The organism is Ramlibacter sp. G4-7 (assembly GCF_057784995.1).
In genome coordinates this window covers 110,830-136,688 of the sequence record NZ_JBYNTT010000001.1, presented here as the reverse complement: position 1 = coordinate 136,688, position 25,859 = coordinate 110,830, and the positions used below count along the sequence as shown (strand labels likewise).

Below are 25,859 nucleotides of genomic sequence, written 5' to 3'. Positions count from 1 at the left end.
GCAGGAAGAAGTCGATGCCCGCCGGCGCAGCGATCCTGATGCATTCCTGATGGGCCCGGTGGTAGTCTGCGACGACGATGAGTGCCGATCTCCAGGTCGCCGTGCCCACGGCTGCAGCTTCCCGCCCGAAACGGGATGCGGCGGTCGCTGTCGCCCTCCTGGCGGGAGCGACGGCCATCGGCTTCGTGCTGGACCAACGCGCCTCCCTGACCAGCGAGGCCATGGTGTACGTGCTGGCGGTCGTGCTCGCGTCGTACACGATCTCGCGCACGGCCGCCCTGCTGAGTGCCGCGGCGGCGGTGGTGTGCCTCAACTTCTTCTTCATCGAGCCGCGCCACACGCTGCAGGTCGACGCCCCGGAGAACGTGACGGCCCTGCTCGCGATGCTGGGCGTCGCGCTGGTCATCAGCCACCTGGGCGCCGTGTCGCGGCGCGAGACGGAGGCGGCCCGGCTGAACGCGCGCCGGGCGCGGCAGCTGCAGGAACTGGCCACGGAACTGGCCGATTGCTCGATGCCGCAGGACGCGCTCGTTCTTGCACGGCGCTACCTGGGCCAGGCCTTTCCCGGCCCGAGCCATGTCGCACTCGTGGACGCCGAAGGCGAGCTGCAGCTCCCCGAGGGCCAGCCCGAGCTGCGCGACGGCATGCAGGCATGCATGCGGGAAACCGCGACCCTGGGCCCCGGCACGGGCCGCTGGCCGGGCCTCGCGGCGTGGTACCTGCCGCTCAAGACCGAGCGCCACGTGGGCGGTGCCGCCTGCGTGCGCAACGTGCAGGCCCGCGACGTCGACGGGCTGGAGCATGCACAGGCCATCTGCGCCCTGGTCGGCCAGGCGCTCTGGCGCATGAAGCTGTCGCAGTCGGTGCATGCGGCCGAGGAGCAGTCGCAATGGCACAAGGCCCAGAACACCTTCCTCGCCGCGATCTCGCACGATTTCCGCACGCCGCTGGCCACCATCATGGCGGCGGCCTCCGCGCTGGAGATGCAGCGCCACAAGCTCGCGGAAGCGGAGCAGGCGAACCTGCTGCGATCCATCGTCGCGGAGGCGGAGTACCTGGCCACGCTCACCGAGAACACCCTGCAGCTGGTGCGCCTGGAGAACGCCGGCGCGCTGCGGCTGGACTGGCAGTCGGTGGAGGAGATCGTCGGCGCGGTGCTGGCTCGCGTGCGCGCGCGCGACGTGGCCCGGCGCATCCGCTCGCAGGTCCCGTCCGGCCTCCCGCTGATCCAGGGCGAACCCGTCCTGCTTGCACAGCTGCTGGAGAACCTGCTGGACAACGCGCTGAAGTACAGCGCCGACCTCATCGAGCTCACGGTGAGCGCGGAAGGCGGGCACATGGAGATTGCCGTGCACGATCGCGGCGAGGGCATCGCCGCCGGCGAGGAACTGACGATCTTCGAGCCCTTCCGGCGCAGCGACCGGTCGGGCCAGCGCGGCACCGGCCTCGGCCTGGCCGTGTGCCGCGCCATCGCGCGCGCGCACGGCGGCGAGCTGACGAGAGTCGCCAGGCCCGGTGGCGGCAGCAGCTTCAAGCTGCGCCTGCCGATCGCACGGACGCAACCGGCGCCGGAACCGGCATGAGCGCCCCGCACGACGGAAAGAGGGCCGTCCCGTGAGCCTGCGTGTCCTGGTGATCGAGGACGATCGCCAGATCCGCACCCTGCTGCAGGCTTCGCTGGGTGCGGAAGGCTTTTCCGTCCAGACCGCGGTGTCGGTGAGCGAGGCGGCCGCGCTGCTGCGCAACGCGCTGCCCGACCTGGTCCTCCTGGACCTGGGTTTGCCGGATGGTGACGGCGCGGACCTCGTGCGGGAGATCCGGCGCAAGCACAGCCTGCCGGTGCTGGTCGTCTCGGCACGCCACCAGGAGACGGAGAAGGTGAAGCTGCTGGACGCCGGCGCGGACGACTATCTCACCAAGCCCTTCAGCGTGGGGGAACTGCTGGCCCGCATGCGGGTGGCGCTGCGGCATCGCGGCACCACCCTGGAGCCGGGCTGGAACCTGTACGAGCACCAGGACCTGCGGGTCGACCTGGAAACGCGCGCGGTCACCGTCGGCGGGCAGCCGGTGCACCTGACCCCCACCGAGTACAAGCTGCTCGCGCGGCTGGTCCGCAGCGCGGGCAAGGTCGTGACCCATCGCCAGCTCCTGTCCGACGTCTGGGGCGCGGAATTCTCCGAACACACGCATTACCTGCGGCTGTACATGGGGCAGTTGCGGGCCAAGATCGAGCAGGCGCCCGCCGAGCCCCGCCACCTGCTCACGGAGACGGGCGTCGGCTACCGGCTCGCGGCCGGTTGACGGCCCATATGCTTTCCTGACGCGGCCTTGGGCAGAGTTGCGGCTTCGACGTCCTCGGGAGCTGCAATGACAACGAGCGTGCATCGCGAGAGCCAGGCGGCATTGACGCTGGGCGCGCTGGGCGTGGTGTATGGCGACATCGGCACGAGCCCCCTCTACACCATGAAGGAGGTCTTCAACCCAGAGCACCAGCTGGCCCTCGACACGGCCAACATCCTGGGCTCGGTGTCCCTCATCCTCTGGGGGCTCGTCTTCATCGTGACGCTCAAGTACGTGCTGCTGATCCTGCGGGCGGACAACCGCGGCGAAGGCGGCATCGTCGCCCTGACCGCGCTGGCCGCGAAGGCCGCCGGGCGCACGCCGGGCCGCAGGCTGGCCCTCACGCTGGTCGGCGTGTTCGGCGCATCCCTGTTCTACGGCGACAGCATCATCACGCCGGCCATTTCGGTGCTCAGCGCGGTGGAAGGCCTCGAGGTCGTCACGCCGGCGCTCAAGCCCTACGTGCTGCCCATCTCGCTGGGCGTGCTGATAGCGCTGTTCGCCGTCCAGAGTTTCGGCACCGGCGTGGTGGGCAAGCTGTTCGGCCCGATCATCGGCGCGTGGTTCCTGGTGCTGGCGGTCGCGGGCCTGCTGCAGATCGTGCAGCAGCCGGCCATCCTCGCCGCGCTCGATCCCGTGCACGGCCTGCGCTTCGCGGCGCGGCATGGCTGGCGCATCTTCATCATCCTGGGCGCGGTGGTCCTTGCGTTCACGGGCGCCGAAGCCCTGTACGCGGACATGGGCCACTTCGGCAAGCGGCCGATCCAGCTGGCCTGGGCCGGCCTGGTGCTGCCGGCGCTGGCCTTGAACTACATGGGGCAAGGCGCCCTCCTCATGCGCGACCCCGCCGCCCTGGAGCATCCGTTCTACCACCTGTTCTCCGGCGGCCTGCTGGTGCCGGCCGTGATCCTGGCCACGGCGGCGACCATCATCGCCTCGCAGGCGGTGATCACCGGCGCCTACTCCCTGACCCGCCAGGCCATCCAGCTGGGGCTGCTGCCGCGGATGGAAACGACCTACACCTCCGAGAAGGCCATGGGGCAGATCTACCTGCCCGTGGTGAACTGGATGCTGCTGGTGGCCGTGGTCCTGGCGGTGCTCGGGTTCGGCAGTTCCTCGGCGCTGGCATCCGCCTACGGCATCGCGGTGACGATCACCATGTTCACCACCACGCTGCTGACGTTCTTCGTGGTGCGGCATGCCTGGCGTTATCCCCTGTGGCTGGCCGGACTGGCCACCTTCGTCTTCCTCGCGGTCGACGCGGTGATGGTCGTCGCCTGTTCGCTCAAGTTCATGGAAGGCGGCTGGTTCCCGCTGGTGCTGGGGCTGGCGATGTTCACGGTGATGGCGAGCTGGCGCCGCGGCCGGGAGCTGCTCGTGCGCAGCATCACGCAAGGGGACCCCGAGCTCGTTCCCTTCCTGCAGGCACTGGGTGCGGACCCGATGCCGCGCGCGCACCGGACCGCGGTCTACGCCGTGGCCAACCCGGACACGGTGCCGCAGGCCCTCATGCACAACCTGAAGCACAACCAGGTCCTGCACGAACGCAACCTGATCCTGACCGTGGCCTTCCAGGACATCCCCTGGGTTCCCGAGGCCGAGCGCGTGTGCGTGCAGCCCCTCGTTCCCGGTTTCTGGAAGGTCACGGTGAACTACGGCTTCATGGACTCCCCGAACATTCCCGAGGCGCTCGGTCGCTGCAATGGCGGCGCCCTGAACGTCAACCTGTTCGAGACCACGTACTTCCTCAGCCGGGAAACCATCGTCCCGACCCGGCAGCCCGGGATGATGTTGTGGCGCGAGAAGCTGTTCGCCTTCATGGCGCGCAACGCCGGGAACATCGCCGACTTCCTGCGCCTGCCCGACAACTGCGTCATCGAGCTGGGCACGCGGGTGCAGATCTAGCGGCGCCCCGGCAGATGCGCGGCCTTATTGCTTCGCCCCCTTCAGCTGCTTCTCCACCACCTGCTGCAGCGCCGAGGAGGTGTTGGTCGCCTGGCACGAAGCCATGTCGCTGCCCGCGGGAGGCGCGAGCTTGGCAGCCGGCACGCCGCAGGCGGTGGCTGCGACAGGGGCCGGCACCTGCACGGACGCTGGGAGCTTTTCGACTTCGACGTTGATGTTCCTGGCGATCGTGTCGGCCACCGTGCCGAGGTCGACGTTGACCATGCCTTGCGCCTGCTGCGCGAGGACCGAGGTGGCGAACAGGCCGGCGAGCACGAGAAGGGAAGACTGAGAGCGCTTCATGGCAACTCCTTCGGTGAAACGAGGGACCCGCAGGGTAGCCGCAGCCCCGGCGCCTGCGCGCTCAGCACTCCACTCTTACCCGGCTTACGGATGCCTACCGCGCGTGACCGCAGCCACCCGGCAGCAAGGAAGCCGCCCTCGGGCAATGGGCTCGAATCGCGCCGACGTCTGCTTACGCATCGTCGATCTCGCGCTACCTCGCACCCTCCCTCGCAGGCGATGCAAACACCACTTACACCTCGTAGTGGCCCTCGGGTTTCCTACGAGGAGCTCCCATCGCCTCCGACAAGCCGTCGATGCGCCGCCACCTAGCGTGGATGCATCGCCGGAATGGTCCGGCGCAACACATCGAAGGAAGCCACATGCAATCGAACAAGGACAACCAGGGCGGCAAGACCCACGCCAACAAGAAGACGCATGCCAGCGGTACGGTGTCGGACAAGGCGGCCGCGAAGAAGGCGGCGCGTTCCAGCGGCTCCCCCACCGGCCCCATGAAGCACGGGGAAAAGAAGACCACGCCCCGCTGAGGTTGGCGAGGCCTCGCGACCCGGCCGACGTGATCGGCTGACGCGAGGCACTTATTTTTCCCTGCATGGCCGCAGCCGGCCCCGTGGCACCGTGCTGCGAGACCCACCACAACAGGAGAGATTCCCATGGCAGCAAGCAAGAAGACTTCCAGCCGCGGCCGCGCCCAGGACCGTTCCAAGGTCGCCGGCGGCCAGGAGCACGAAGTGCGCTACGAGGCGAACAAATCCGGCGCCTCGGCTTCCGAAGTGAAGCGCGCGGTCAAGAGCGAAGGCAACAGCCGCAAGAAGGTCGAGAAGAAGCTCGCGAAGTAGGCGGCGCGCCTACCCAGCTGCCGCGTCGCTGCGGCAGCTGCCGCGTCGCAGCTCAGGCCGCGACGCCTCCGGAACTGCTGGTCGACCCGAGACGGCGTCGAAGGCCTGCGCCCGCATGCAACGCGCCCACTGCTGTCCCGTTCGGCGTGTCCTGTAGCTCTTCAGGCCCCACCGCCGATCCACTCACTTGAACGAAAAGCCTGCGAGGCCAGCCTTTCCGTTCAAGCCCGGGCGAGCGGAGATCGGAAGAATTCGTGTGCATCGGACCCACCCCGGAGCACACCATGACGCCCTTCCCCCTGCGCACGTTCGCCTTCGCCACCCTCGCTGCCCTGGGCACGCTGGGCCTGGCCGGCTGCAGCACGCCACCCACGGACCTGGATCTCTCGCTGGAAAAGCAATCTGCCGCAGGCATCTACCGCGTGGCGCTGGTACCGCCGGCGCAGGCGCCCGCCATCAACCAGATGCACAGCTGGAATGTGAAGCTGGCCACGCCGGACGGTGCCCCCGTGCACGGCGCCAGCTTCACCGTGGACGGCGGCATGCCGCAACACGGACACGGCCTGCCGACGCGGCCGCGCGTCACCCGTGAGCTCGCCGCAGGCACGTACCAGCTCGATGGCATGAAGTTCAGCATGACGGGCTGGTGGGAGGTGAAGCTCGCCGTGCAAGGACCCCGAGGCTCCGACAAGGTGACCTTCAACACCGTGGTGAACAACCCCTCGGTGCGGCCGTGAGCAAGACCATCCTCCAGTCCGCCGCGCTCTGGGTGCTCGCCGTCGCGGCGGCGGTTGCGGCAAGCGCTGTCACTGCCGCGGCCGGCGAGGCCCTGGACAAGGTCGCCATGCGGGACAGGTGGTCGGCCCAGGAGGTGGCCACCCTCGCCTCGATGCGGCTGAAGGAAGCAGGCACGCGGCCGGCCGACGCCTCGAATGCCTACGAGCAACGGGCCGATGCTGCCGCACTCGGCCGCGCGCTCTTCCACGACACGCGCCTGAGTGCGAACGGCCAGGTCGCATGCGCCAGCTGTCATGCGGCCGACCGCCAGTTCCAGGACGGCAGGCAGTTCGGCCAGGGCATCGCCACCGGCAAGCGCCGCACGATGCCGGTGATGGGAGCGGCCCACTCTCCCTTCCTTTTCTGGGACGGCCGCAAGGACAGCCTCTGGTCGCAGGCGCTCGGCCCGCTGGAGGACGCCGCCGAGCACGGCGGCAACCGGGTGCGCCTGGTGAAACTGGTGCAGGCGCAGTACCGGGACCGCTACCAGGCGGTGTTCGGCGCGATGCCTCCCCTGGGCCAGCTCCCAGACGATGCGTCCCCGGGCGGCACCGAAGCCGAACGGGCGGCGTGGGCCGCCATGCCGCAGCGCAGCCGCGACGCGGTGAACCGGGTGTTCGCGAACATGGGCAAGGCGATCGCCGCGTTCGAGCGCAGCATTTCCTACGGCGAGTCGCGCTTCGACCAGTACGCGCAGGCCACGGCGTCCGGTGACGGCGCGGGGCAGCAGATCCTGTCGCAGCAGGAGGTGCGCGGCCTGCGCCTGTTCCTCGCGAAGGGCCAGTGCGTCACCTGCCACAACGGGCCGCTGCTCACCGACCAGGCGTTCCACAACACGGGTGTGCCGCCGATCGACCGCGGCAGGCCGGACCGGGGCCGGGCGGACGGACTGCGCAAGCTGCTGCAGGACGAGTTCAACTGCCTGGGGCGCTACAGCGACGCGAAGCCGGAGCAATGCGGGGAGCTGCAGTTCCTCGCCGGGGACGACCCGGCGCAGCTCGCGGCCTTCCGCACGCCGGGCCTGCGCAACGTCGCGGATCGCGCGCCCTACATGCACGCCGGCCAGTTCGCCACCCTGGAACAGGTCGTGCAGCACTACGCCGCTTCGCCGAAGGCGGTGCTGGGACACAGCGAGCTGGCGCGGCCCGGGGAGATGCACGCGCAGCGGCAGGCGATCCGCCTGTCCCCGGCGGAGATCCAGGACCTGGCGGCCTTCCTCGGGACGCTCAGCGGCCCCGTCGTTCAGGGCAGGTGACGGTGTGCACGGGCGCGGTTGCTCAAGGGGCCGCGCATCTGCAGGACGGACGGCGGCAGCCCGAACATCGTCCGCGCCGTGCGCGAGAGGTGCGCCGAGTCCGCGAAGCCGGCGGCGTGCGCCGCGCCGGAGAGCGACTCGCCCTGCATGAGAAGCGTCCACACGTGCAGCAGCCGGCGCCAGAGGACGTAGGTGCGCAGCGGCATGCCGGTCTCCTCCACGAACAGGTGGCGGAAGCGCCCGGGCGAGAGGTTCGCCGCCCGGGCCACCTCCGGCAGCGTCACGGGCTGGTCCACTTTCTGCCGGATGTACTCCACGGCCGCCAGCACCCGCGGGTCGGAGGGCTCGCGCGCCGTGGTGCCGGCGAGGTCGCGCACCATCTGCATGCACACCGCCTGGACGGCGTCGTAGCTCTGCTCGATGCGCCAGGCCCTTTCCAGGCGCATGGCATCCGCCGCGATGCTGTCGCCATCCAGCAGCTCGAGGCGGCCTTGCAGGCGCGCGGACAGCGCCTTGCCCTCGGGTGTTTCCGGTTCGATGAAGAGCACCACGCTGGTCGCGCAGCCGCTCACGTCGATGGTGTGGATGGCGCGCGAGGGCACCAGCGCCGCCGTGCACGCCTGCCACGGACCTTGGCGGCCGAACTGCACCCGCAGCCCCGCGGGAGCGCCGATCGCGAGCTGGATCGCGTAATGCGCGTGCGGGGCGATCGGGGCGCCGCCCCCGCCTTCACCGATGAAGCCGCACACGCCGGTCCAGGCGACGAAGTCGCCCCGGTAGCGGCTGGCGGGCGCTGCTTCCATGAACCTCACTCCGCCCGGGACGGGAACCGCGCGGCCGCCCGGTCGCGGAACAAGGCGGCGCGCGCGAGCAGCGCGGTGGTGATCGGCACCGTGATCGCCAGCAGGATGATGATCGCCCAGTGGTGGAGCGCCAGGCGCTGCGTGGTCGCCGTCACGTGCACGATGGAGGCCAGCGTCACGGCCCAGCTCCCCAGGGTGTTGGCCAGGGCGGGCGCGTGCATGCGCAGCGCGAAGTCCGGCAGGCGCCAGAGGCCCGTGGCGGCCGTGAGCACCAGGGCGCCACTGGCCAGCAGCAGCAGGGAGACGACGACTTCCATGATCATTCGATCACCTCCCCGCGCAGCAGGAACTTGGCGAAGGCCGCGGTGCCGAGGAAGCCGAACACCGCCATCAGCAAGGCCGCCTCGAAGTAGGTACTGCTCTGGTAGCGGATGGCCAGCACCAGCATGCCCAGCAGCGCCACCAGGAAGAGGAAGTCCAGCGCCAGGACGCGGTCCTGCGCCCGCGGCCCGCGGAACAGGCGCATGAGCCCCAGGATCATCGCCATGCCGTACATGACGAGCGTCGCGGTGATGGCCATCTGCAGCAAGCTCATTCGAAGATCTCCTGCAGCGGCCGTTCGTAGCGTGCCTTGTAGCTCGCGATGAAAGCCGCTTCGTCGGCCAGGTCGAACACGTGGATCAACAGGCTCGTGCGGTCCGCGGCCAGCTCCGACCACACGGTGCCCGGCACCACCGCGGTGATGATGGCCAGTGCGGCCAGGCCGTGCGCGTCGCGCAGGTCCAGCGGCACGTGGACGAACTCACCGCGCGGCGGACGCCGGCCGGCGCGCACCACGCCGGCCGCCACCTCGATCGCGGAACGCACGACGTCGCCGCCCACGCGCAGGATCAGGCGCGCGAGCACGAGCGGCTTGTGCAGGCGCGGGCTGCGCGGTTTCAGCGGCGCCGCCATCAGGGGCACGAGCAGGCCGACGAGCAGCCCGAGCAGCAGGTGGACGGGCGCCAGCGAATCGTTCAACAGCAGCCAGAACGCCCACAGCGCGGCGGACAACCAGGGAGAGGGAAGCCAGCGCCTCATCGCGATCCTCCTTCGGGTCCGGGCACCGGGCGCGTATTCATCACCGCGTCTATGTAGCCCGTGGGTGCGTGCAGCGCCTGCGCCGCCGCGCCGGTGAAGCGCAACACGTGCTCGCCCCCTGCGGCCAGCAGCAAGCACGCGGCCAGGAGCAAGGTGATCGGCGCGGCTTCCACCAGGCGAAGGCGTTGCACCGGCCGGCCGCTGGTGGCCCAGAAATGCACGATGAAGGCACGCAGCAAGGCAATCGACGCGGTCAGGCTCGAGACGATGAGAAGGCCGAAGAGAACCCAGGCGGCCATCGGCGCTCCGGCGACGCGGTGCGCCTCCAGCGCACCCTGCAGCATGGCGACCTTGCCGACGAAGCCGGACAGCGGCGGGAGTCCCGCGACCACCAGCGTGCACAGCAGGAAGCTGGCCCCGAGATACGCGACCGGCGCCGGGATCGCGCGGCCCACGATCGGGGCCTCGCCGTCGTCGAGGTTCACCAGCGCGCCCGCGGCCTCGCCGAAGGCCAGCAGGCCCTCCCCGAGGTCGGCCACCGGTGGATCGACTTCGGCCTGGCGCCGGCGCTCCACCAGTTCCGCCAGCAGGAACAGCGCTGCCGCCCCGAGGGTGGAGCTGCCCAGGTAGAACAGCGCGCCGGCCGTGAGCGCGGGTTGATCCAGTCCGATCGCGGCGATCACCGTCCCCGTCGACGTGATGATGCTGTAGCCCGCCAGCCGGCCGATCTGCTGGGACCGCAGCATGCCCACGGCGCCCAGCGCCAGGGTCGCGAGCCCGCCCCAGACCAGCAGGCCGCTGCCGAACTGCGCCGACGAACCCGCCGTGGCGGGAAAGCACAAGGTCCAGGTCCGCAGGACCGCGTACGCGCCGACCTTCGTCAGCGTCGCGAACATCGCCGCGGACGGTGCGCTGGCTGCGGAATACGCGGCGGGCAACCAGAAGTTCAGCGGCCAGAAGGCCGCCTTGGCGAGGAAGGCGACCGCCAGCAGCGCCGCCGAGGCGTGCAGCAGGCCGAGGTCCTCCCGCGGGACGAGGGGCAGCTTGCGCGCGATGTCCGCCATGTTCAGCGTGCCCGTCACCCCGTAGAGGAGCGCCACGCCGATCAGGAACAGGAAGGAGGCCAGCAGGTTGACGACGATGTAGTGCAGGCCGGGACGCACGCGGCTCGTTCCGCCGCCGTGCAGCAGCAGCCCGTAGGACGCCGCCAGCAGCACTTCGAAGAAGACGAACAGGTTGAACAGGTCGCCGGTCAGGAACGCGCCGTTGAGTCCCAGCAGCTGCAGTTGCAGCAGCGGATGGAAGTGCACGCTGGCGCGATGCCAGCGCGCCAGGGAGAACAGGAGCGCGGCGAAGCCCGCGCAGGCGGCCAGCAGCAGCATGCCGGCCGCGAGCGGGTCCAGCACCAGCACGATGCCGAAGGGAACCGGCCAGTTGCCCGGCAGGTAGACGGCGAGCGCCGCCGGGTCCCGCGCCACGCGCGCCACCAGCCACAGCGCCAGCAGCAGGCTGGCGAACATGGAGACGACGTTCAGGCTGGCCTGGGCGCGGCGCCGGCGGCCGCCCATGCCGATCAACAGGGCCGCCGTGGTGAGCGGCAGCAGCACCGGCAAGGCCAGCAGATGGGCGCCGAGAGGGAGCACGCCGTTCATGGGCGCTCCTCCTCGCCATCCACGTGGTCGCTGTCGGTCAGGCCGCGCAGCGCCAGCAGCACCACCAGGAACAAGGCCGTCGTGGCGAACCCGATCACGATGGCCGTGAGCACCAGCGACTGCGGCAGGGGGTCGGTGTACTGCACCAGGTCCGGGCTGAGTCCGGGCTTGACGATGGGCTCCTTGCCGAGCGAGAGGCTGCCGACGCTGAAGATGAACAGGTTGGTCGCATAGGACAGCAGCGACAGGCCCACGAGGACCTGGAAGGTGCGCGGCCGCAGCACCAGCCAGACGCCGGCTGAGGTGAGCACGCCGATGGCGATGGCGATGACGACTTCCATCAGGCCCCCGCTCCCGGTCCGCGCCGCCGCGCCCGCAACGACTGGTGGGCCAGCGCCGTCAGCAGCAGCATGGAGGACCCGAGCACCACCGCGAACACGCCCAGGTCGAAGATGGCGGCACTGGGCAGGTGCAGGTCGCCGAGCACGGGGACGATCACGTGCGCGGTGTGCGTCGTCAGGAGCGGGTAGCCGAGCACGAGGGCGCCGGCACCGGTGAGCACCGCAACCAGCAGCCCCCCGGCGGCCCACCGGGGCGGGTCGATGCTGAGCTGGTCTTCCACCCATTGCGTCCCGCCCACCAGGTATTGCGCGAGGAACGCGATGGTCACGGTCAGCCCGGCGACGAAGCCGCCGCCCGGGAGGTTGTGTCCGCGCAGCAGCAGGTGGAAAGCGACCACCAGCGAGATGGGCAGCATCAGGCGCACGAGCACCGCCGGCACGAGCAAGTAGCCCGAGGCGGGATCCTGGTCGGGGGGCACGTCCTGCGGCCGGACCAGGTCGGTGCCGGTGTCCGGCGGCAGCGCGCGTTGCTGCGGCGGCAGCACGGTGACTTCGCGCGGCGGGCGGAACCGCCGCAGCAGCGCGAAGACGGTCAGTCCGACCGCCGTGAGCACCGTGATCTCTCCCAGCGTGTCGAAGGCGCGGAAGTCGACCAGCATGACGTTCACCACGTTGCGGCCGCCGCCTTCCGGCAAGGCGTTGTCCAGGAAGAAGGTGGAGATGCTTTGCGCGCCCGTGCGCGTCAGCAGCGCATAGGATACCGCCGCGAGGCCGGCGCCGAGCAGCACCGAGAGCACGAGGTCCCGGCTGCGGCGCCAGTGGGCGCGCCCCCGGGACTGCAGGCGGTGTTCGTCCACCGGCTTGGGCAGCCAGCGCAGGCCGAGCAGGAAGAAGATGGTGGTCACCGCCTCCACCGCGATCTGCGTGAGCGCGAGGTCCGGGGCGGAGAACCAGGCGAAGGTCACGCACACCACGATGCCGACGACGCCGAGCAGGGTCAGTGCGAACAGCCGGTGCTCTCGCGCCTGCCAGGCGGCGCCGATGGCGGCCGAACCACCCACCAGCCACAGCAGCACGAAGTCCAGGGTGACGGGAACGCGCTGGCGCGAGCCCCACTCCAGCGGAACGACCAGCGCCGACGCGAGCGCGGCCGCGCCGGCGACCACCAGCATCCACAGCACTTGCTGCTGCAGGTGCCGGCTGCCCGTGCGGCGCAGGATGCCCCGGGCGGCGGTGAAGAGCGCGACCAGCACGCCTTCGAAGATCCGCTTGCCGTCCAGCCGGCCGATGACAGGTGTGGTCTGCAGGCGGCCGTGGCTCTTTCGCCTGCGCAGGACGAGGTACAGGACCGATCCGCCCGCCAGCGCGACCAGGCTCATCGCCAGTGGTGCCGTGAAGCCGTGCCAGATCGACAGGCTGTACTCCGGCAACTCGCCACCCACCATGGGGCGCGCGGCAAGCGCGAGCACGTTGCCGATGGACAGGTTGGGCACGATGCCCACCACCAGGCAGGCCAGCACCAGCAGGGCGACGGGCAGGCGCATCCAGGCGACGGGTTCGTGCGGCGAGCGCGGCGTGTCGCGCGTGGGCTCGCCGAAGAAGACGTGGTGGGCGATGCGCAGCGAATACACGACCGCGAACACGCCCGCGAGGGTCGCCGCGACCGGCAGGCCGAATTCCAGCGCGGGCGAGAACTGCATGAGGACCGTCTCGGCGAAGAACATCTCCTTGGACAGGAAGCCGTTGAGCAGCGGCACGCCGCCCATCGCAGCGCAGGCGATGATCGCCAGCGTTGCCGTGCGTGGCATGGACGCGTACAGGCCGTGCAGCCGCCGCATGTCGCGGGTGCCGGTCTCGTGGTCGATGATGCCGACGGCCATGAACAGCGAGGCCTTGAAGGTCGCGTGGTTCATGATGTGGAACACCGCCGCGACGGCGGCCAGCGGGCTGTCCAGGCCCAGCAGCAGGGTGATGAGGCCGAGGTGGCTGATCGTGGAGTAGGCGAGGACCCCCTTCAGGTCGTTCTGGAACATGGCCACGTACGCGCCCAGCAGCAGCGTGATCAAGCCCGCCCCGCCCACCAGGTAGAACCAGGTGTCGGTGCCCGCCAAGGTGGGCCACAGGCGCGCCATCAGGAACACGCCGGCCTTCACCATCGTCGCGGAATGCAGGTAGGCCGAGACGGGCGTGGGCGCCGCCATCGCGTGCGGCAGCCAGAAGTGGAAGGGGAACTGCGCGCTCTTGGTCAAGGTGCCCAGCAGGACCAGCACCACGATGGGGACGTAGAGCGGGTGTGCCCGCACCTTGTCGCCCGCCGCCAGCACGGCGTCGAGGTCATAGCTGCCGACCACGTTGCCGAGGAGCAGCACCCCGGCGAGCAGGCACAGCCCGCCGGTCGCCGTGACGATGAAGGCCATGCGCGCGCCGCGGCGCGCGTCCTTGCGGTCGTGCCAGTACCCGATCAGCAGGAACGAAAAGAGGCTGGTGAGTTCCCAGAACACCACCAGCTGCACGAGGTTGCCGGACAGCACCACGCCGAGCATCGCGCCCATGAACCCCAGCAGCAGCGAGTAGAAGCGTGCCGCCGGATCGTCGGGCGAGAGGTAATAGCGCGCATAGAGAACGACCAGCGCGCCGATGACGCTGACGAGCATGCCGAACATCCAGGCGAAGCCGTCGATGCGCACGACCAGCGTGACGCCCAGGCTCGGCAGCCACTGCACCGTGTCGCGCGCGACCGCGCCCGCAGCGATGCCAGGATATTCAAGCGCGAGGCCGCACGCGACCGCGAGCGCGACGGCCCCGGCCAGCAGCGACTCCCAGTTGCGCGCGCGGGTCGGCACCATGGCCGCGAGCGCGCTTGCCGCGAAGGGCAGGAGGACGATCCACCACAGGCCCATTCGCTAGGCCGCGTTCTTCAGGGAATTCATGGCAGCTCCCGATCCGGGTGCCGAAGTCTATTCCCGTCCGGTACGGCGGGGCGCGCCGCGGCCGCGTCCAGCGCCTTGCGCGCCTCCGAGCAGCGTTGGACCGTGGCACGCCACGCGTGCCACAGGCTGGCATCGTGAGAGGGAGAGCCGGGCAAGCGGTCCTTCACCGCGGACCAGGCCGACCGCTCCGCGGCAATCGCCGCGGCAAGCTCCTGTTGCAGATCGCGTTGCATCGTGGCGCTCCTTCCCCCCGCATCATGCCGTCATCGCGAGCCTCCTTCCAGCGCCTCACGCGCCCGCCGCACGCCCGCACCCCGGATGCGGGAGGCGGCGATGGGCGCCGTCCTGTGCCAATACGCGTGCGGCACGACCAGCACGTCGCTGCTGCCCCAGCTCAGGACCCGGTGGGCGACGCTTCCGCAGAGGAAGTCCTCCCAGGCCGAGCTGCTGGATTTTCCGACCACCACCAGCTCGGCGTCCGAGCGCTCCTGCTGGATCACGGTCTGGCGTCCGGGGTCGCCGCGTCCGATCACGGCAAGCAGCCGGTTGCGGCGGGCGTCGAAGGAGTCCGTCAGCGTCAGCATGCGCTCCTGCGCGCGCGTGCGGCATTTCTCGCGGAAGGCGCGCACGGCCTGCTCCGTAGCCTCGGCCGACCGCAGCCGCGCCTCGTCCAGCGTGCTGATCGCGTGGAAGACCTGCAGGTCCGCCTGGGCCTCGAGGCCGGCGGCGAACCCCACCAGCGCTTGCGATTCCGGCGAAAAATCGACGGCCACCAGGATGCTCCGGTAGCGCGCGTCACCGCCGCGGCGGCTCACGAGCACGGGGCAACTGCTGGATCGCAGCACGCGCTGCAGGGGCTGCCCGCGGAAGAACGCCGCCGTGGAGCGCTCGCGCCGGTGCGGCAGGACCATCAAGTCCATGCCCCTGGCTTCGGCGACCAGGTCTTCGACCCTGCCGGCGCCGACCGCGGCCGTCCGCACGCGCAACCCGAGGCTTTCCTCCAGCTGCCTGGCCATGTTCGCGAGGCGCGTCGCGGCGTGGACCGGAACGTCCGCGCCGGCCGCCGGCATGTACATCAACTTCAGGCTTGCGCGGTGTGCCTGCGCAAGCTGCCACGCGCGCCGCACGGCCGCGTGCTCGCGCACGGAAAGGTCCGTGGCGACCAGAATGGTCCTGATACTCATGTCCTGTTCCTTGGTTGCTGCCCGCGGGTGTCGCACCCGCATGGCAAGTCACGCTGTGAGAGAGCTGCCGGGCGACTACGTCAGGTAGTCGCCGGTCGCCTCCGGCTGGAACAGGATGCTTTCGATCCGGGCCACGCTTTCCCCGCCGCCGGGGCCGGTCCACCTGGCGGTCGCGCCGACGGGCAGGCCGATGAGGCCCATGCCGGCGGGAGAGAGCACCGAGATGAAGCCCTTGGCAGGATCCGCGTCCGTCGGGTAGCACACCACCAGGACCTGGCGGCGCTGCATCTTCAGGTCGCGGATGATCAGCTGCGCATACATGGTCACCACGTCGGGCGGGATGGCCCGCGGCGGCACCACGTCTGCTTCGTCCAGCAGGTCGACCAGCTGCGGCATCGCGTTGGCGGCCGTCAGTCTTTTCAGTCGAGTGAAGTCCAGCTCGGTGAGCTTGCGCTCGCCGTCATTCGAGTTGCGCATGAAAGCACTCCATTCGAGTGCGAGCCCTGCCCGGTGGCCGGACTCGCGATGCGCGCCGGGTTCCTGCCCGGCGGTCGATGGATAGCGCTTGAAGGGGAAGTGGCGACCGCCGGGCCTAGGAATGTGCGGGCGTTCGCTGCAGGCCCGCCCGCGACAGGACGTACGCACGCGCCGCCACACCCTGCGCAGCAAGGGCGAAGGTGGCGGAACAGAAGCGATGCGACGGGGCTTGGCGTGCCATGGTGGACAGTATAGGGGGCCAGGGCGGTTTCACTGCAACTGCATTCTGGCAAGGAATGCAGGGGCATTGGCGGGATGCACGATCTCCCGCCGGCGCAGGCGCCCCTTCAGGAACCCGACGCGCCCGACCGCGATCGGCCCGACTTTGCGGGACGCGTCGGCGCGACGCGCAAGGAAGGGCTCCCCGGCTGCGCCAGGCGTTCGGCGATGAAGTCCAGGAACAGCCGGGTCTTGTACGGGATGCCCTCGCGTGCGAGCACGGTCGCGCCCGCCTGCACGGGCGGCGCCTGCCATTGCGGCAGCAACTGCACCAGCCCGCCTGAAGCGACGTACGAATCGGTCATGCGGTTCGGAAGCAGCCCGATGCCGGCGCCACCGACCACCAGTTCCCGCGCCAGGCGCATGCTGTTGACGGCGATGCGGCCGGCCATCTTCACCGTCTGCCGGCCGTCCGGCCCGCGCAGCGCGAACGCGGCTTCCCGCTTCTGCACGTCGGTGATCACGAACGGATGCGATCGCAGATCCTCCGGCGCGCGGATGGCACCGATACGCGCGAGGTAGGCCGGACTCGCATACAGGCCGCGCGGCAGGGTCGCCAGGCGCCGGTAGGTGAACCCGGAAGACTTCAGCTGGCCGAAGTGGATGGCGACGTCGTAGCTCTCGGCGATCAGGTCCACGGTGTGCGTGTTGACGTCGATCTCCAGGCGCAGCTCCGGAAAGCGGATCGCGAACTCGGAGATGGCGGCGCCCAGCCAGGAAGAACCGAATTCGTTGGGCATGCTCACGCGCAGCGTGCCCTGCAGCTTGGAACGGCTCTGCTCGGTCGCGGTCCGCACCAGCGCCAGTTCGTTGGCAATGGTCTCGCAGTGCGCGAACACCTCGCGTCCGACCTCCGTGGGCGCCAGCCGGCGCGTGCTGCGCTTGATCAGCAGCGCCCCCATTGCTTCCTCCAGGCGGCCCAGGCTGCGGCTGATGGTGGACTTGGCGATGCCGAGCCTGGCACTGGCACTGCTCATGCCGCCGCTGCGCACGACTTCGTGGAACAGCATCAGGTCGTCGAGGCGGGTCGTCGCGGGCATCGGTGGTGATGGGATTTGCCGGAGCGATTGTTCCGGTTGCGGAACACAGTTTTGACGAGGAACGCCTTCCGGTCCATCGGGGCGCGCCCTAGACTGGCCCGAGCGTCATCACATGGGACAGCAAGTTGGACAGCATTGCCCCGCAGGCGGATGCCTGGCCCAGGCACCTTCCGCGCAGCCTGCCGCGGCCGGCCACCACGCTCGCGTACAACCTTGCGGTGTCCGCGGCGCGCTATCCGGACCGGCACGCCATCGGCTTCTTCGGCCGCGACCTCAGCTACCGCGAGTTCGCGGCGCAGGCGGAGCAGTTCGCCGGCTGGCTGCAGCGCCGCGCCGGGGTGCGTCCCGGTGAGCGGGTGGCGCTGTTCCTGCAGAACTCGCCGCAGTGGCTCATCGCATTCCATGGCGCGCTGCGGGCGGACGCCGTCGTCGTGCCGATCAGCCCGATGAGCCGGGCCGACGATGTCGCCCACTACCTGCGGGACAGCGGGGCGAAAGTCATCGTGTGCGCGCAGGATCTCGCCGATGCCGCCATTGCCGGCGCCCGGTCGACGGACCTGCGCCACGTGGTGGTGGCGCGGTATGGCGACTACCTCCCGCAGGCTCCGGGCTTGCGCGTGCCCGAGTGGCTCCGCGCAGAGGGGAGGGCATTCGACGGGACTGTCACCTGGCAATCCGTCCTGGCGGCGGACGAGCGTCCCGGCGCGTCGCAGTCCGGGCCGGACGACCTGTGCCTGCTGCCTTACACCTCGGGGTCGACCGGCGTGCCCAAGGCCTGCATGCACACGCATGCGAGCTTCATGCACACGGCGGCCGGCCAGGTGCTCTGGCACGGGGACAACGCGGCGACCGTGTTCCTGGGCGCGCTGCCGATGTACCACGTGTCGGGCCTGATCAAGAGCGTGAGCTGCCCGATCCTCGCCGGCGCCTGCGTCGTGCCCCTGCCGCGCTGGGACCGCGCGGTCGCCATCGAGCTGATCGAACGCTACCGCGTGTCCCACGTGGGGATTGCCCCGACGGCAATCATCGACCTGCTGTCCGGCGACGATCTCGCGCGGCACGATCTCACCAGCGTTCGGCGCGTGGCCGCGGGCGGCGCCTCCATGCCCGCCGAGGTCTGGCAGCGCCTGCATGCCACCTTCGGCCTGCCCTTCATCGAGTCCTACGGGATGACGGAGACGGCAGCCACCACGCACATCAACCCGGTCGACCGGCCGAAGGCGCAGTCGGTGGGCATCCCTTTCTTCGACACCGATGCCATCGTCGTCGACCCGGACACGTTGCGGCCGCTGCCGGCCGGTGAACGCGGCGAGATCCTGGTGCGGGGGCCGCAGATGTTCCGCGGCTACTGGCAGCGCGAGCAGGAGACGGCGCAAGCCTTCGCCGAGGTCGAGGGCCGCCGCTACTACCGCAGCGGCGACATCGGCTATTTCGACGACGAAGGCTACTGGTACATCACCGACAGGCTCAAGCGCATGATCAATGCGTCCGGCCTGAAGGTCTGGCCGGCGGAGGTCGAAGGCAAGCTGTATGCGCACCCCGCGGTCCAGGAAGCGTGCGTCATCGGCACCCGAGATCCGTATCGTGGCGAAACCGTCAAGGCGCTGGTCGTGCTGCGTGCGGCCAGCCGCGGCCAGGTGAGCGAGCAGGACATCATCGCCTGGTCGCGCGACTGCATGGCCGCCTACAAGTATCCCCGGGTGGTGGAGTTCGTCGACTCCCTGCCCAAGTCCCCCGTCGGCAAGATCCTGTGGCGCGAGCTGCAGGACCGCGAGAACGCGCGCGGCGCCGGCGGCAGTCCTCACCAAGCCAAGGAGCGCTCATGACTTCTCGATCGAGGCGGGCGCTGCTCGCCGCAGGCGCAGGCGCCTTCGCCGCGCCCCTGCTGGGGCTGCCGCGCCTGGCGCTGGGCCAGCAGCTGGATACCGTGCACCTGGTCACCGGCTTTCCGCCGGCCGGCACCACGGACGTGGTGTGCCGCAACGTGGCCGAGCGGCTGCGCGGCGTGCTCGCGCCCAACGTGCTCGTGGAGAACATGAGCGGTGCCAACGGCCAGCTGGCCCTGCGCCACATCAAGGGCGCGAAGCCGGACGGCACGCGGATGCTGCTGACGCCCGACTCCATCGTGGCGGTGCATCCCCACATCTACAGCAACCTCGGCGTCGATCCGTTGACGGAGCTGGCGCCGGTATCGATCGCCTGCGAGTTCGTCGATGCGCTGGCCGTCGGGGAGCTGGTGCCGCGCAGCGTGCGCAACCTGGGCGACTTCGTGCAATGGTGCAAGGCGAATCCCACCCAGGCCAGCTACGGCGTGCCCGGCTCGGGCTCGATCCCGCACTTCATGGGTGCGCTGTTCTCGGCCGAAAGCGGCGCCAACCTCAAGCATATCCAGTACCGCGGCTCGCAGCCCGCGGTGCTCGACGCCATCGGCGGGCACGTCGCAGCGGTGTGCGCGCCGGTCGGTGAATTCCTGCGCGAGCAGGAGACGGGGCGGATGCGCATCCTCGCGACTTCCGGCAGCGCGCGCACGCGCTTCGCCCCCGACGTGCCGACCTTCGCCGAGCAGGGCTTCAAGGCCATCGTGGTGGAACAATGGATGGCGTTCTACCTGCCGCCGAAGGCCAGCCCCGCGATCGTGCAGCAGGCGCAGGCGGCGCTCGCCCAGGCGCTGGCGTCCAGGCAGGTGGCCGAGGCTTTCGCCACCTTCGGGCTGGAGCCCGCATCGTCCACGCCGGCGCAGCTGGCCCAGCGCACCCGCACCGACTATGAACGCTGGGGCCAGGTGGTCAAGAGCACCGGTTTCAAGATCGCCTGAGCCGCACGCATGGAACTGGTCACCTACGAGCTCGATGGCCCGGTCGCCCTGATCGGGCTGAACCGGCCGGAGAAGAGGAACGCGATCAACGAGGCGGTGATCGCCGCCTTGCACGCGGCCGTGGTGCGGGCCGGCGAAGAGGCGGACGTGGGCGTGATCCACGCGCATGGCCAGCACTTCTGCGCCGGGCTCGACCTGGGCGAGATGCTGGCGCGGGTGACCGGAGAGAAGAAGCCGGCACGCAAGCGCCAGCGCCACCCCTGGCATGCGGCCTTCGACCTGGTCGCGCGTGGACCGATCCCCTTCGTCGCGGCCCTGCAGGGCGCGGTGGTCGGCGGCGGCCTGGAACTGGCGACGGCGGCGCACATCCGCGTGGCCGACGAGACCGCGTTCTTCGGGCTGCCCGAAGCGCAGCGCGGCATCTTCGTGGGCGGTGGCGGCACGGTGCGCATCCAGCGCATCGTCGGGTACAGCGTCATGGCGGACATGATGCTGACGGGCCGCATCCTCGACGTGCGCGAAGCGCAGCAGGTGCACATCGTGCGCTACCTGACGCCGCCGGGCGAAGCCCTGCGCAAGGCAAAGGAGCTCGCGCAGCGGATCGCCCGCAACAGCATGGAGACGAACTGGAAGATCACCAACGTGCTGCCGCGGGTGAACGACCTGTCGCACGACGACGGCCTGTTCATGGAGTACCTGACCGCCAACATGGCGCGCGGGCCGGAAGCGGCCGAACGGCTGCGCGAGTTCGTCGAAGGACGGGCCGCCTCGCTGCGGCCCGAAGCGGGCAGCAGCTGAGGGAGAACGCCCGGGCCGCCGCGCCCGGGTGTCACGCCGGCGGCAGGAAGGCGGCGGCGCGCTCCGTGCGGCGCGGCAGGTCCTGGAAGCGCCCGCCCTGCGTGGCCAGCGAGGCCAGCAGCGGCGCCGGCGCGAAGCGCTCGCCGTGGGCCGCGGCCAGCGCGAGCAGCTGTCCGTGCAGGTCTGCCAGGCCGACCTCGTCGGCGTAGTACATGGGGCCGCCGCGGTACGCGGGCCAGCCATAGCCGTTCAGCCACACGGCGTCGATGTCGGCGGCGCTCGCCACCACGCCTTCGTCCAGCAGCTTCGCGCCTTCGTTCACCAGCGCCCCGAGCAGGCGCAGGCGGATCTCCTCGTCGGCGACGGGGCGCCGGACGATGCCGGCCGCACGCGAGCCCTCTTCCAGCAGCGCGATCACCGCCGGATCCGCGAGCGGCTTGCGGCCGCCTTCCTCGTAGCGGTAATAGCCCTTGCCGGCCTTCTGCCCGACGCGCCCCGCCTCGAACATCCGGTCGATCAGCCAGTCCTTCTCGCCGCTTTCCTGCCGCCGGCGGTAGTCCAGCTCGACCCCGGACGTGAGATCGGCCAGCTCGAACGTCCCCATGGGGAAACCGAACTCGCGCAGCACCGCGTCCACCTGCATCGGCGTGGCGCCTTCCAGCACGAGTTGCCGCGCCTCCGCCTCGCGGCGGCGGAACATGCGGTTGCCCACGAACCCCGGGCAGACTTCCACCAGCACCGGCGCCTTGCCCAGGCGCTGCGCGAGGCCCAGGGCCGTCGCGATGGCGCGGTCCGAGGTGCGCCGGCCGCGCACCAGCTCGACCAGCTTCATCACGTGCGCCGGGGTGAAGAAGTGCAGCCCGATCACGTCCTGCGGCCGGGACGTCGCTTCGGCGATCGCGTCGATGTCCAGCGTCGAGGTGTTCGTCCCGAGCAGCGCCCCGGGTTTGGCGTGACGGTCCACGGCCGCGAACACCTCGCGCTTGAGCCCCAGTTGTTCCCAGACCGCTTCGACGACAACGTCAGCCGCGCTGATGGCCGCCAGGTCGGTTCCGCGGGTGACCAGCGCCAGTCGCTCCTGCGCTTCGGCGGCCGTGATGCGGCCGCGCTGGACGCGGGACTGGAATTCGGCGCGAACGCGCGCAACACCCCGATCCAGGGCGGCCGCGTCGCGTTCCACCAGCGTCACGGGCAGCCCCGCAGCGACCATCGCGATGGTGATGCCGACGCCCATGGTGCCCGCGCCGACCACGGCGACGGACCCGATCGCTTCCGGCTTGCACGGCGCAAGCTCGGGAAGCTGCGCCGCGCCCTCGGTGGCCTGCTTCGCATGGGCGCGCGCACGCTGCGCCGCAGGCGTGGTGAACGCCAGCTCCATTCCTTCGGCACCGCGCCGGAAGTCCACCTGCACCGGGTCGCCGATGGCCAGCGCGTGGACGTCGGCGTCGAGCACCACGCTCGTGAGGCGCACGCCCTCGTCCAGTTCGATCACCGCGGGCGCCGTCGGCGTGGGCGCCTTGCGCACGACGGTGAACGCATACAGCCTGCCGCGACCGGAACTCTCGACCCATTCGGTGCGCTCGCTCATGCAGAACGGGCAGCGCACGCGCGGATAGAAATGCAACTGGCTGCAGGCCGCGCACCGTTTGAGCAGCAGGCGGTTGCGTGCGGCCGCCTCCCAGAACGGGCGGTTCTCCGGATACGCTTCGAGCGCGGTCTTTTCCTGGGTCATGCTCCCTCCGCCTGCAGGATCAGCGTCCCGGCGACGTGGTAGCCGGCCAGCGAGCCACCGGTGGCGTGCACCAGCACGTGCTCACGGTTGGCGACCTGCACCGCCGGATGCGCTTCGCCGCGGCATTGCCGCACCGCCTCCAGGATCTTGGTCATGCCGCCCTTGTTGCCGGGGTGGTTGTTGCACAGGCCGCCGCCGTCGGTGTTGACCGCCAGCCGGCCCACCCCCGACACGAGCTGGCCATCCTGCACGAAGCGGCCGCCCTCGCCCTTGGCGCAGAAGCCGAGGTCCTCCAGCTGCATGATCACGGTGATCGTGAAGCTGTCGTACAGGGAGGCATAGGCCAGGTCCGCGGGCGTGATGCCTGCTTCGGCGAACGCAGCCGGGCCGGACCAGACGCCGGCCGAATACGTGAAGTCGATGCGCCCGCCGTCGTTGTGCTTCACGGCTTCGGCCGACCCGGCCAGCTTCACCTTCGGGCGCGAGAGCTGCCGCGCGATTTCGGAGCGCGCAAGCACGACCGCACCGCCGCCGTCGCTGACGACGCAGCAATCGAGCCGGTGCAACGGGTCTGACACCAGGGGCGAGGCGAGCACGTCCTCGACGGTGACGAGCTCGCGCCGCATGGCATTCGGGTTGTGCTGTGCATGGCGCGAGGCGGCGACGCGCACCCACGCCAGTTGTTCGGGGGTGGTCCCGAATTCGTGCATGTGCCGCTGCGCGACCATCGCGTACGCGTGGACCATGGAACGCGGCACGGCGGAGAGGAAGGCGCGGTCGGGATCCTGGCTGCGGTCGACACCGGACAAGCCCACGCCCGAGCCCGTCGCGAGCGGTCGATCGGCCTGCGTGACGAGGGCGACGTTGCACTTGCCGGCCTGGATCGCCTGGGCGGCGTGGCGCACGTGCAGCACATAGGAAGAACCGCCAGTCTCGGTGCTGTCGATGTGGCGCAAGCCGCGCAGGCCGATGTACTCCGCCATCGTGACGCCGCCCAGCCCGGGAGCGTCGGCGCCGCAAAAGTAGCCGTCCACGTCCTGCAGCGCCAGGCCGGCGTCGGCGAGCGCACCGTGCGCCACCTCGGCATGCAGCTGTGCAGTCGAGACCCCCTCCGCCCGGCGCGAGGGATGTTCGTAGATGCCGGCAATGTAGGCCGGGCCGTTGTTGGCCATGCGCGCGAAACCCGGTGATAGGACTGCGGCATGGTAGGACCGTCGAGGCCGCGCTGGAACGCGCAAAGCCACAACACAGTGTTGCGGAGGCGGAACGGGCGCCGGAGCGCGCGCCGGCCCCTACTCCATCTTCAGCACGATCTTGCCGACGTGCGCGCCCGCCTCCATCGCCCGGCGCGCGGCATCCAGGGCCTCGAAGGGAAAGACCTGGTCCACCAGCGGTACCACCCGGCCCGAGGCCATCAAGGGCAGCAGGTCGCGGCCGAAAGCCGCGGCGGCGGCGATGCGGTGCTGCACCGTTCGCATCTTGTTCGACACGCCGAACAGCTGCAGCCGCTTCTTGTGCAGCGCCATGATGTCCAGCTCCGCGCGCACGACGCCGTCGACATAGCCCACGGTCGCCAGGCGGCCCTCGAACGCCATGGCCTCGATGCAGGCGGCGAACACGGAGCCGCCGACGGTGTTCACCACCAGGTCGACCCCGCGTCCGCCGGTCGCCTCCAGCACGGCCGGCACGAAGTCCGGCGCCCGCGTGGCCAGGGCCACATCCAGCCCCAGGCCCTGCAGGCGCTGCAGCTTGGCGGGCGAACCGGAGGTGCCGATCACGCGCGCACCGAGCGCCCTGGCCACCTGCAGCGCCGCCACGCCCACGCCCGAGGAGATGCCGGTGACCAGCATCCACTCGCCTGCCCGCAGGTGCCCTTGCGCCATGAGCATGTCGTGCGCGGTGAGGTAGGTCACGGTCGCACAGGCGGCCTGTTCCCAGGACAGGGTCTGCGGCACGACGAACGCTTCGCCCGCCTGCATCAGCCCGTACCCGGCGAAGGCGCCGTCGCAGCGTCCCATCACGCGGTCCCCGACGCGGAATCCGGTGACGCCCTCGCCCACCTCGGTCACTTCCCCGGCCGCCTCGAAGCCGGCCGGGCGCGCCGGGGCACCCGCGGAGTGCAGCCCATGGCCGGCGATGAACTCGCCGCGGTTCAGCGCCGCGGCGCGAATGCGCAGGGCCAGTTTCCCGCGGCCCGCGCGCGGCACCGGCAGCTCGCGCTGTTCCAGCGCCATGGCGCCGGCTTCGGTGCGGATGCACCAGGCTTTCATGGTGCCGGCCATCATTCGCGTTCGATCTTCGCCTGCTCCACCACGCGGGTCCAGCGCTCCATGTCGCGCCGGATCTCGGCGCCGAACTGCTCCGGCGACACCGGGTGCACGTCGTAGCCGGCCTTGTTCAGGCGGGCCACCAGCTCCGGGTCGCGCAGCGCCTGCTCGGACGCCTGCTGCAGCCGGGTCAGCACGGGCCTGGGCACGGCGGCCGGCGCCAGCACGCCGTACCAGACTTCATAGGCATCGGACACGACGCCCGCCTCCACCACGGTGGGGACCTCGGGCAGTTCCGCGAAACGCTGCCCCCCCGTGACGGCCAGGCCGCGCAGCTTGCCGGACCGCACGTGCTGCACCATGGGCGCCGCGGTGGAGATGACGAAATCCACCTGCCCGCCCACTGCGTCGGTGATCGCAGGCGCCGTGCCCTTGTACGGCACGTGGTTCAGGTTGGCGCCCGTATTCAATGCAATCAGTTGCCCGAACAGGTGCGGCCCGGTGCCCACGCCGGGTGACGCGTAGTTGAGCGGCCGCGTCCTGGCGAGCGCGATCAGTTCCTTGAGCGTCTTCGCCGGCAAGCCCGGATAAGCCGCGATGAGCGAGGCGGAACTCGCCACGCGGGCGACCGGCGCGAAGTCGCGCAGGCTGTTGTAGCGCAGGGACTTGAACAAGGCCGGGTTGGTCGCCAGGAACTCGTTGCCGAACAGCAGCGTGTAGCCGTCCGCCGGTGCGCGCGCCACCAGTTCGGCGCCGATGTTGCCCGATGCGCCGGGCCGGTTGTCGATGACGACCGGCTGGCCGAGCAGCGACGCGAGCTTCTCGCAGAAGGCGCGGGCGGCGTTGTCGGCGCCACCACCTGCCGGGAAGGGCACGATCATCTTGATGGGACGCTCGGGCCAGGACTGGGCCTGGGCGGCGCCGGCGCCAAGCGCCAGCAGGGCCAGCGCGAGCACGGAGCGACGCGAAGGGGAACGGAACATTGAAGGTCTCCTTGTTGATG

Annotated in this window: 26 protein-coding genes; 10 read left to right on the top strand and 16 right to left on the bottom strand. The window is 70.4% G+C overall.

All coding sequences use genetic code 11. From position 1 onward, the window contains the following. Window positions 1-77: 77 nt before the first annotated feature. The 3 genes from AC3EGR_RS00715 (at window position 78) to AC3EGR_RS00705 (ending at window position 4,245) form a co-directional block, all read left to right on the top strand. Window positions 78-1,583, top strand: a complete 1,506-nt coding sequence (locus AC3EGR_RS00715; protein ID WP_488544504.1) for an ATP-binding protein — start codon at window positions 78-80, stop codon at window positions 1,581-1,583. A gap of 31 nt (window positions 1,584-1,614) precedes the next feature. Continuing rightward, on the top strand, window positions 1,615-2,301 hold the full coding sequence (locus AC3EGR_RS00710; RefSeq protein WP_488544503.1) for a response regulator: 687 nt from the start codon (window positions 1,615-1,617) through the stop codon (window positions 2,299-2,301). Window positions 2,302-2,367: 66 nt separating this feature from the next. Further along, window positions 2,368-4,245: a potassium transporter Kup gene (locus AC3EGR_RS00705; RefSeq protein WP_488544502.1), complete on the top strand. Its 1,878-nt coding sequence runs from the start codon at window positions 2,368-2,370 to the stop codon at window positions 4,243-4,245. 24 nt (window positions 4,246-4,269) lie between these two features. Here AC3EGR_RS00705 and AC3EGR_RS00700 read toward each other — a convergent pair whose 3' ends face one another. Continuing rightward, window positions 4,270-4,587, bottom strand: coding sequence for a hypothetical protein (locus AC3EGR_RS00700; protein WP_488544501.1), 318 nt, complete (start codon window positions 4,585-4,587; stop codon window positions 4,270-4,272). Between the two features lie 362 nt (window positions 4,588-4,949). Here AC3EGR_RS00700 and AC3EGR_RS00695 point away from each other — a divergent pair, with 362 nt between their 5' ends. The 4 genes from AC3EGR_RS00695 (at window position 4,950) to AC3EGR_RS00680 (ending at window position 7,458) form a co-directional block, all read left to right on the top strand. Next, the gene (locus AC3EGR_RS00695; RefSeq protein WP_488544500.1) at window positions 4,950-5,114 is read left to right on the top strand and encodes a hypothetical protein; all 165 of its coding nucleotides are present in this window, start codon (window positions 4,950-4,952) and stop codon (window positions 5,112-5,114) included. Between the two features lie 126 nt (window positions 5,115-5,240). Beyond that, window positions 5,241-5,426: a DUF3606 domain-containing protein gene (locus AC3EGR_RS00690; RefSeq protein ID WP_488544499.1), complete on the top strand. Its 186-nt coding sequence runs from the start codon at window positions 5,241-5,243 to the stop codon at window positions 5,424-5,426. Window positions 5,427-5,710: 284 nt separating this feature from the next. Further along, window positions 5,711-6,163, top strand: coding sequence for a FixH family protein (locus AC3EGR_RS00685; protein ID WP_488544498.1), 453 nt, complete (start codon window positions 5,711-5,713; stop codon window positions 6,161-6,163). Then, complete coding sequence (locus AC3EGR_RS00680; protein ID WP_488544497.1) at window positions 6,160-7,458, top strand: cytochrome-c peroxidase; 1,299 nt, start codon at window positions 6,160-6,162, stop codon at window positions 7,456-7,458. Before AC3EGR_RS00685 ends, AC3EGR_RS00680 begins: the two co-directional genes overlap by 4 nt. On the opposite strand, the gene AC3EGR_RS00675 is transcribed toward AC3EGR_RS00680, so the two are convergent. From AC3EGR_RS00675 to AC3EGR_RS00625, 11 genes are all read right to left on the bottom strand, one after another. Beyond that, the gene (locus AC3EGR_RS00675; protein ID WP_488544496.1) at window positions 7,446-8,261 is read right to left on the bottom strand and encodes a helix-turn-helix transcriptional regulator; all 816 of its coding nucleotides are present in this window, start codon (window positions 8,259-8,261) and stop codon (window positions 7,446-7,448) included. The two genes, AC3EGR_RS00680 and AC3EGR_RS00675, sit on opposite strands and share 13 nt — an antisense overlap. Window positions 8,262-8,266: 5 nt before the next feature. Then, complete coding sequence (gene mnhG / locus AC3EGR_RS00670; protein WP_488544495.1) at window positions 8,267-8,584, bottom strand: monovalent cation/H(+) antiporter subunit G; 318 nt, start codon at window positions 8,582-8,584, stop codon at window positions 8,267-8,269. Further along, the gene (locus AC3EGR_RS00665; protein ID WP_488544494.1) at window positions 8,581-8,856 is read right to left on the bottom strand and encodes a K+/H+ antiporter subunit F; all 276 of its coding nucleotides are present in this window, start codon (window positions 8,854-8,856) and stop codon (window positions 8,581-8,583) included. Before AC3EGR_RS00665 ends, mnhG begins: the two co-directional genes overlap by 4 nt. Next, on the bottom strand, window positions 8,853-9,341 hold the full coding sequence (locus AC3EGR_RS00660) for a Na+/H+ antiporter subunit E (RefSeq protein ID WP_488544493.1): 489 nt from the start codon (window positions 9,339-9,341) through the stop codon (window positions 8,853-8,855). Before AC3EGR_RS00660 ends, AC3EGR_RS00665 begins: the two co-directional genes overlap by 4 nt. Beyond that, window positions 9,338-10,993 (bottom strand): monovalent cation/H+ antiporter subunit D, encoded by a 1,656-nt coding sequence (locus AC3EGR_RS00655; protein WP_488544492.1) that lies wholly within the window; start codon window positions 10,991-10,993, stop codon window positions 9,338-9,340. Before AC3EGR_RS00655 ends, AC3EGR_RS00660 begins: the two co-directional genes overlap by 4 nt. After that, window positions 10,990-11,334, bottom strand: coding sequence for a Na+/H+ antiporter subunit C (locus tag AC3EGR_RS00650; protein ID WP_488544491.1), 345 nt, complete (start codon window positions 11,332-11,334; stop codon window positions 10,990-10,992). The genes AC3EGR_RS00655 and AC3EGR_RS00650 overlap by 4 nt, the downstream gene beginning before the upstream one ends. Beyond that, window positions 11,334-14,234, bottom strand: a complete 2,901-nt coding sequence (locus AC3EGR_RS00645) for a monovalent cation/H+ antiporter subunit A (protein WP_488544490.1) — start codon at window positions 14,232-14,234, stop codon at window positions 11,334-11,336. Before AC3EGR_RS00645 ends, AC3EGR_RS00650 begins: the two co-directional genes overlap by 1 nt. A 26-nt stretch (window positions 14,235-14,260) precedes the next feature. Continuing rightward, on the bottom strand, window positions 14,261-14,497 hold the full coding sequence (locus tag AC3EGR_RS00640; RefSeq protein WP_488544489.1) for a hypothetical protein: 237 nt from the start codon (window positions 14,495-14,497) through the stop codon (window positions 14,261-14,263). Between the two features lie 30 nt (window positions 14,498-14,527). Beyond that, a complete protein-coding gene (locus tag AC3EGR_RS00635; RefSeq protein WP_488544488.1) occupies window positions 14,528-15,448 on the bottom strand; it encodes a universal stress protein in 921 nt (306 codons plus the stop codon). A 75-nt stretch (window positions 15,449-15,523) separates the two neighbouring features. Then, a complete protein-coding gene (locus AC3EGR_RS00630) occupies window positions 15,524-15,925 on the bottom strand; it encodes a GreA/GreB family elongation factor (protein ID WP_488544487.1) in 402 nt (133 codons plus the stop codon). Between the two features lie 347 nt (window positions 15,926-16,272). Beyond that, window positions 16,273-17,244 (bottom strand): LysR family transcriptional regulator, encoded by a 972-nt coding sequence (locus AC3EGR_RS00625; protein ID WP_488544486.1) that lies wholly within the window; start codon window positions 17,242-17,244, stop codon window positions 16,273-16,275. A gap of 125 nt (window positions 17,245-17,369) precedes the next feature. Here AC3EGR_RS00625 and AC3EGR_RS00620 point away from each other — a divergent pair, with 125 nt between their 5' ends. Genes AC3EGR_RS00620 through AC3EGR_RS00610 form a run of 3 tightly spaced genes read left to right on the top strand, consistent with a single transcriptional unit; the run spans window position 17,370 to window position 20,857 of the window. Beyond that, entirely contained in the window at window positions 17,370-19,070 is a 1,701-nt protein-coding gene (locus AC3EGR_RS00620) for a long-chain-fatty-acid--CoA ligase (protein WP_488544485.1), read from the top strand. Beyond that, window positions 19,067-20,059, top strand: coding sequence for a tripartite tricarboxylate transporter substrate-binding protein (locus tag AC3EGR_RS00615; protein ID WP_488544484.1), 993 nt, complete (start codon window positions 19,067-19,069; stop codon window positions 20,057-20,059). Before AC3EGR_RS00620 ends, AC3EGR_RS00615 begins: the two co-directional genes overlap by 4 nt. A gap of 9 nt (window positions 20,060-20,068) precedes the next feature. Beyond that, window positions 20,069-20,857: a crotonase/enoyl-CoA hydratase family protein gene (locus tag AC3EGR_RS00610; protein WP_488544483.1), complete on the top strand. Its 789-nt coding sequence runs from the start codon at window positions 20,069-20,071 to the stop codon at window positions 20,855-20,857. Window positions 20,858-20,888: 31 nt separating this feature from the next. Here AC3EGR_RS00610 and AC3EGR_RS00605 read toward each other — a convergent pair whose 3' ends face one another. The 4 genes from AC3EGR_RS00605 to AC3EGR_RS00590 form a co-directional block, all read right to left on the bottom strand. After that, window positions 20,889-22,589, bottom strand: a complete 1,701-nt coding sequence (locus AC3EGR_RS00605; RefSeq protein WP_488544482.1) for a 3-hydroxyacyl-CoA dehydrogenase NAD-binding domain-containing protein — start codon at window positions 22,587-22,589, stop codon at window positions 20,889-20,891. Then, window positions 22,586-23,761: a thiolase domain-containing protein gene (locus tag AC3EGR_RS00600; protein ID WP_488544481.1), complete on the bottom strand. Its 1,176-nt coding sequence runs from the start codon at window positions 23,759-23,761 to the stop codon at window positions 22,586-22,588. Before AC3EGR_RS00600 ends, AC3EGR_RS00605 begins: the two co-directional genes overlap by 4 nt. 120 nt (window positions 23,762-23,881) lie before the next feature. Beyond that, the gene (locus tag AC3EGR_RS00595) at window positions 23,882-24,859 is read right to left on the bottom strand and encodes a quinone oxidoreductase family protein (protein ID WP_488544480.1); all 978 of its coding nucleotides are present in this window, start codon (window positions 24,857-24,859) and stop codon (window positions 23,882-23,884) included. An 11-nt stretch (window positions 24,860-24,870) separates the two neighbouring features. Further along, window positions 24,871-25,839: a tripartite tricarboxylate transporter substrate binding protein gene (locus AC3EGR_RS00590; RefSeq protein WP_488544479.1), complete on the bottom strand. Its 969-nt coding sequence runs from the start codon at window positions 25,837-25,839 to the stop codon at window positions 24,871-24,873. Window positions 25,840-25,859 lie beyond the last annotated feature (20 nt).

What these genes read in the sequence shown, in the direction of transcription:
- AC3EGR_RS00715 (WP_488544504.1), top strand. Translation starts at nt 78, where the DNA reads ATGAGTGCCGATCTCCAGGTCGCCGTGCCCACGGCTGCAGCTTCCCGC.
- AC3EGR_RS00705 (WP_488544502.1), top strand. Translation starts at nt 2,368, where the DNA reads ATGACAACGAGCGTGCATCGCGAGAGCCAGGCGGCATTGACGCTGGGC.
- AC3EGR_RS00700 (WP_488544501.1), bottom strand. Translation starts at nt 4,587, where the DNA reads ATGAAGCGCTCTCAGTCTTCCCTTCTCGTGCTCGCCGGCCTGTTCGCC.
- AC3EGR_RS00695 (WP_488544500.1), top strand. Translation starts at nt 4,950, where the DNA reads ATGCAATCGAACAAGGACAACCAGGGCGGCAAGACCCACGCCAACAAG.
- AC3EGR_RS00690 (WP_488544499.1), top strand. Translation starts at nt 5,241, where the DNA reads ATGGCAGCAAGCAAGAAGACTTCCAGCCGCGGCCGCGCCCAGGACCGT.
- AC3EGR_RS00685 (WP_488544498.1), top strand. Translation starts at nt 5,711, where the DNA reads ATGACGCCCTTCCCCCTGCGCACGTTCGCCTTCGCCACCCTCGCTGCC.
- AC3EGR_RS00675 (WP_488544496.1), bottom strand. Translation starts at nt 8,261, where the DNA reads ATGGAAGCAGCGCCCGCCAGCCGCTACCGGGGCGACTTCGTCGCCTGG.
- mnhG (WP_488544495.1), bottom strand. Translation starts at nt 8,584, where the DNA reads ATGATCATGGAAGTCGTCGTCTCCCTGCTGCTGCTGGCCAGTGGCGCC.
- AC3EGR_RS00665 (WP_488544494.1), bottom strand. Translation starts at nt 8,856, where the DNA reads ATGAGCTTGCTGCAGATGGCCATCACCGCGACGCTCGTCATGTACGGC.
- AC3EGR_RS00660 (WP_488544493.1), bottom strand. Translation starts at nt 9,341, where the DNA reads ATGAGGCGCTGGCTTCCCTCTCCCTGGTTGTCCGCCGCGCTGTGGGCG.
- AC3EGR_RS00655 (WP_488544492.1), bottom strand. Translation starts at nt 10,993, where the DNA reads ATGAACGGCGTGCTCCCTCTCGGCGCCCATCTGCTGGCCTTGCCGGTG.
- AC3EGR_RS00650 (WP_488544491.1), bottom strand. Translation starts at nt 11,334, where the DNA reads ATGGAAGTCGTCATCGCCATCGCCATCGGCGTGCTCACCTCAGCCGGC.
- AC3EGR_RS00645 (WP_488544490.1), bottom strand. Translation starts at nt 14,234, where the DNA reads ATGGGCCTGTGGTGGATCGTCCTCCTGCCCTTCGCGGCAAGCGCGCTC.
- AC3EGR_RS00640 (WP_488544489.1), bottom strand. Translation starts at nt 14,497, where the DNA reads ATGCAACGCGATCTGCAACAGGAGCTTGCCGCGGCGATTGCCGCGGAG.
- AC3EGR_RS00635 (WP_488544488.1), bottom strand. Translation starts at nt 15,448, where the DNA reads ATGAGTATCAGGACCATTCTGGTCGCCACGGACCTTTCCGTGCGCGAG.
- AC3EGR_RS00630 (WP_488544487.1), bottom strand. Translation starts at nt 15,925, where the DNA reads ATGCGCAACTCGAATGACGGCGAGCGCAAGCTCACCGAGCTGGACTTC.
- AC3EGR_RS00625 (WP_488544486.1), bottom strand. Translation starts at nt 17,244, where the DNA reads ATGCCCGCGACGACCCGCCTCGACGACCTGATGCTGTTCCACGAAGTC.
- AC3EGR_RS00615 (WP_488544484.1), top strand. Translation starts at nt 19,067, where the DNA reads ATGACTTCTCGATCGAGGCGGGCGCTGCTCGCCGCAGGCGCAGGCGCC.
- AC3EGR_RS00610 (WP_488544483.1), top strand. Translation starts at nt 20,069, where the DNA reads ATGGAACTGGTCACCTACGAGCTCGATGGCCCGGTCGCCCTGATCGGG.
- AC3EGR_RS00605 (WP_488544482.1), bottom strand. Translation starts at nt 22,589, where the DNA reads ATGACCCAGGAAAAGACCGCGCTCGAAGCGTATCCGGAGAACCGCCCG.
- AC3EGR_RS00600 (WP_488544481.1), bottom strand. Translation starts at nt 23,761, where the DNA reads ATGGCCAACAACGGCCCGGCCTACATTGCCGGCATCTACGAACATCCC.
- AC3EGR_RS00595 (WP_488544480.1), bottom strand. Translation starts at nt 24,859, where the DNA reads ATGAAAGCCTGGTGCATCCGCACCGAAGCCGGCGCCATGGCGCTGGAA.
- AC3EGR_RS00590 (WP_488544479.1), bottom strand. Translation starts at nt 25,839, where the DNA reads ATGTTCCGTTCCCCTTCGCGTCGCTCCGTGCTCGCGCTGGCCCTGCTG.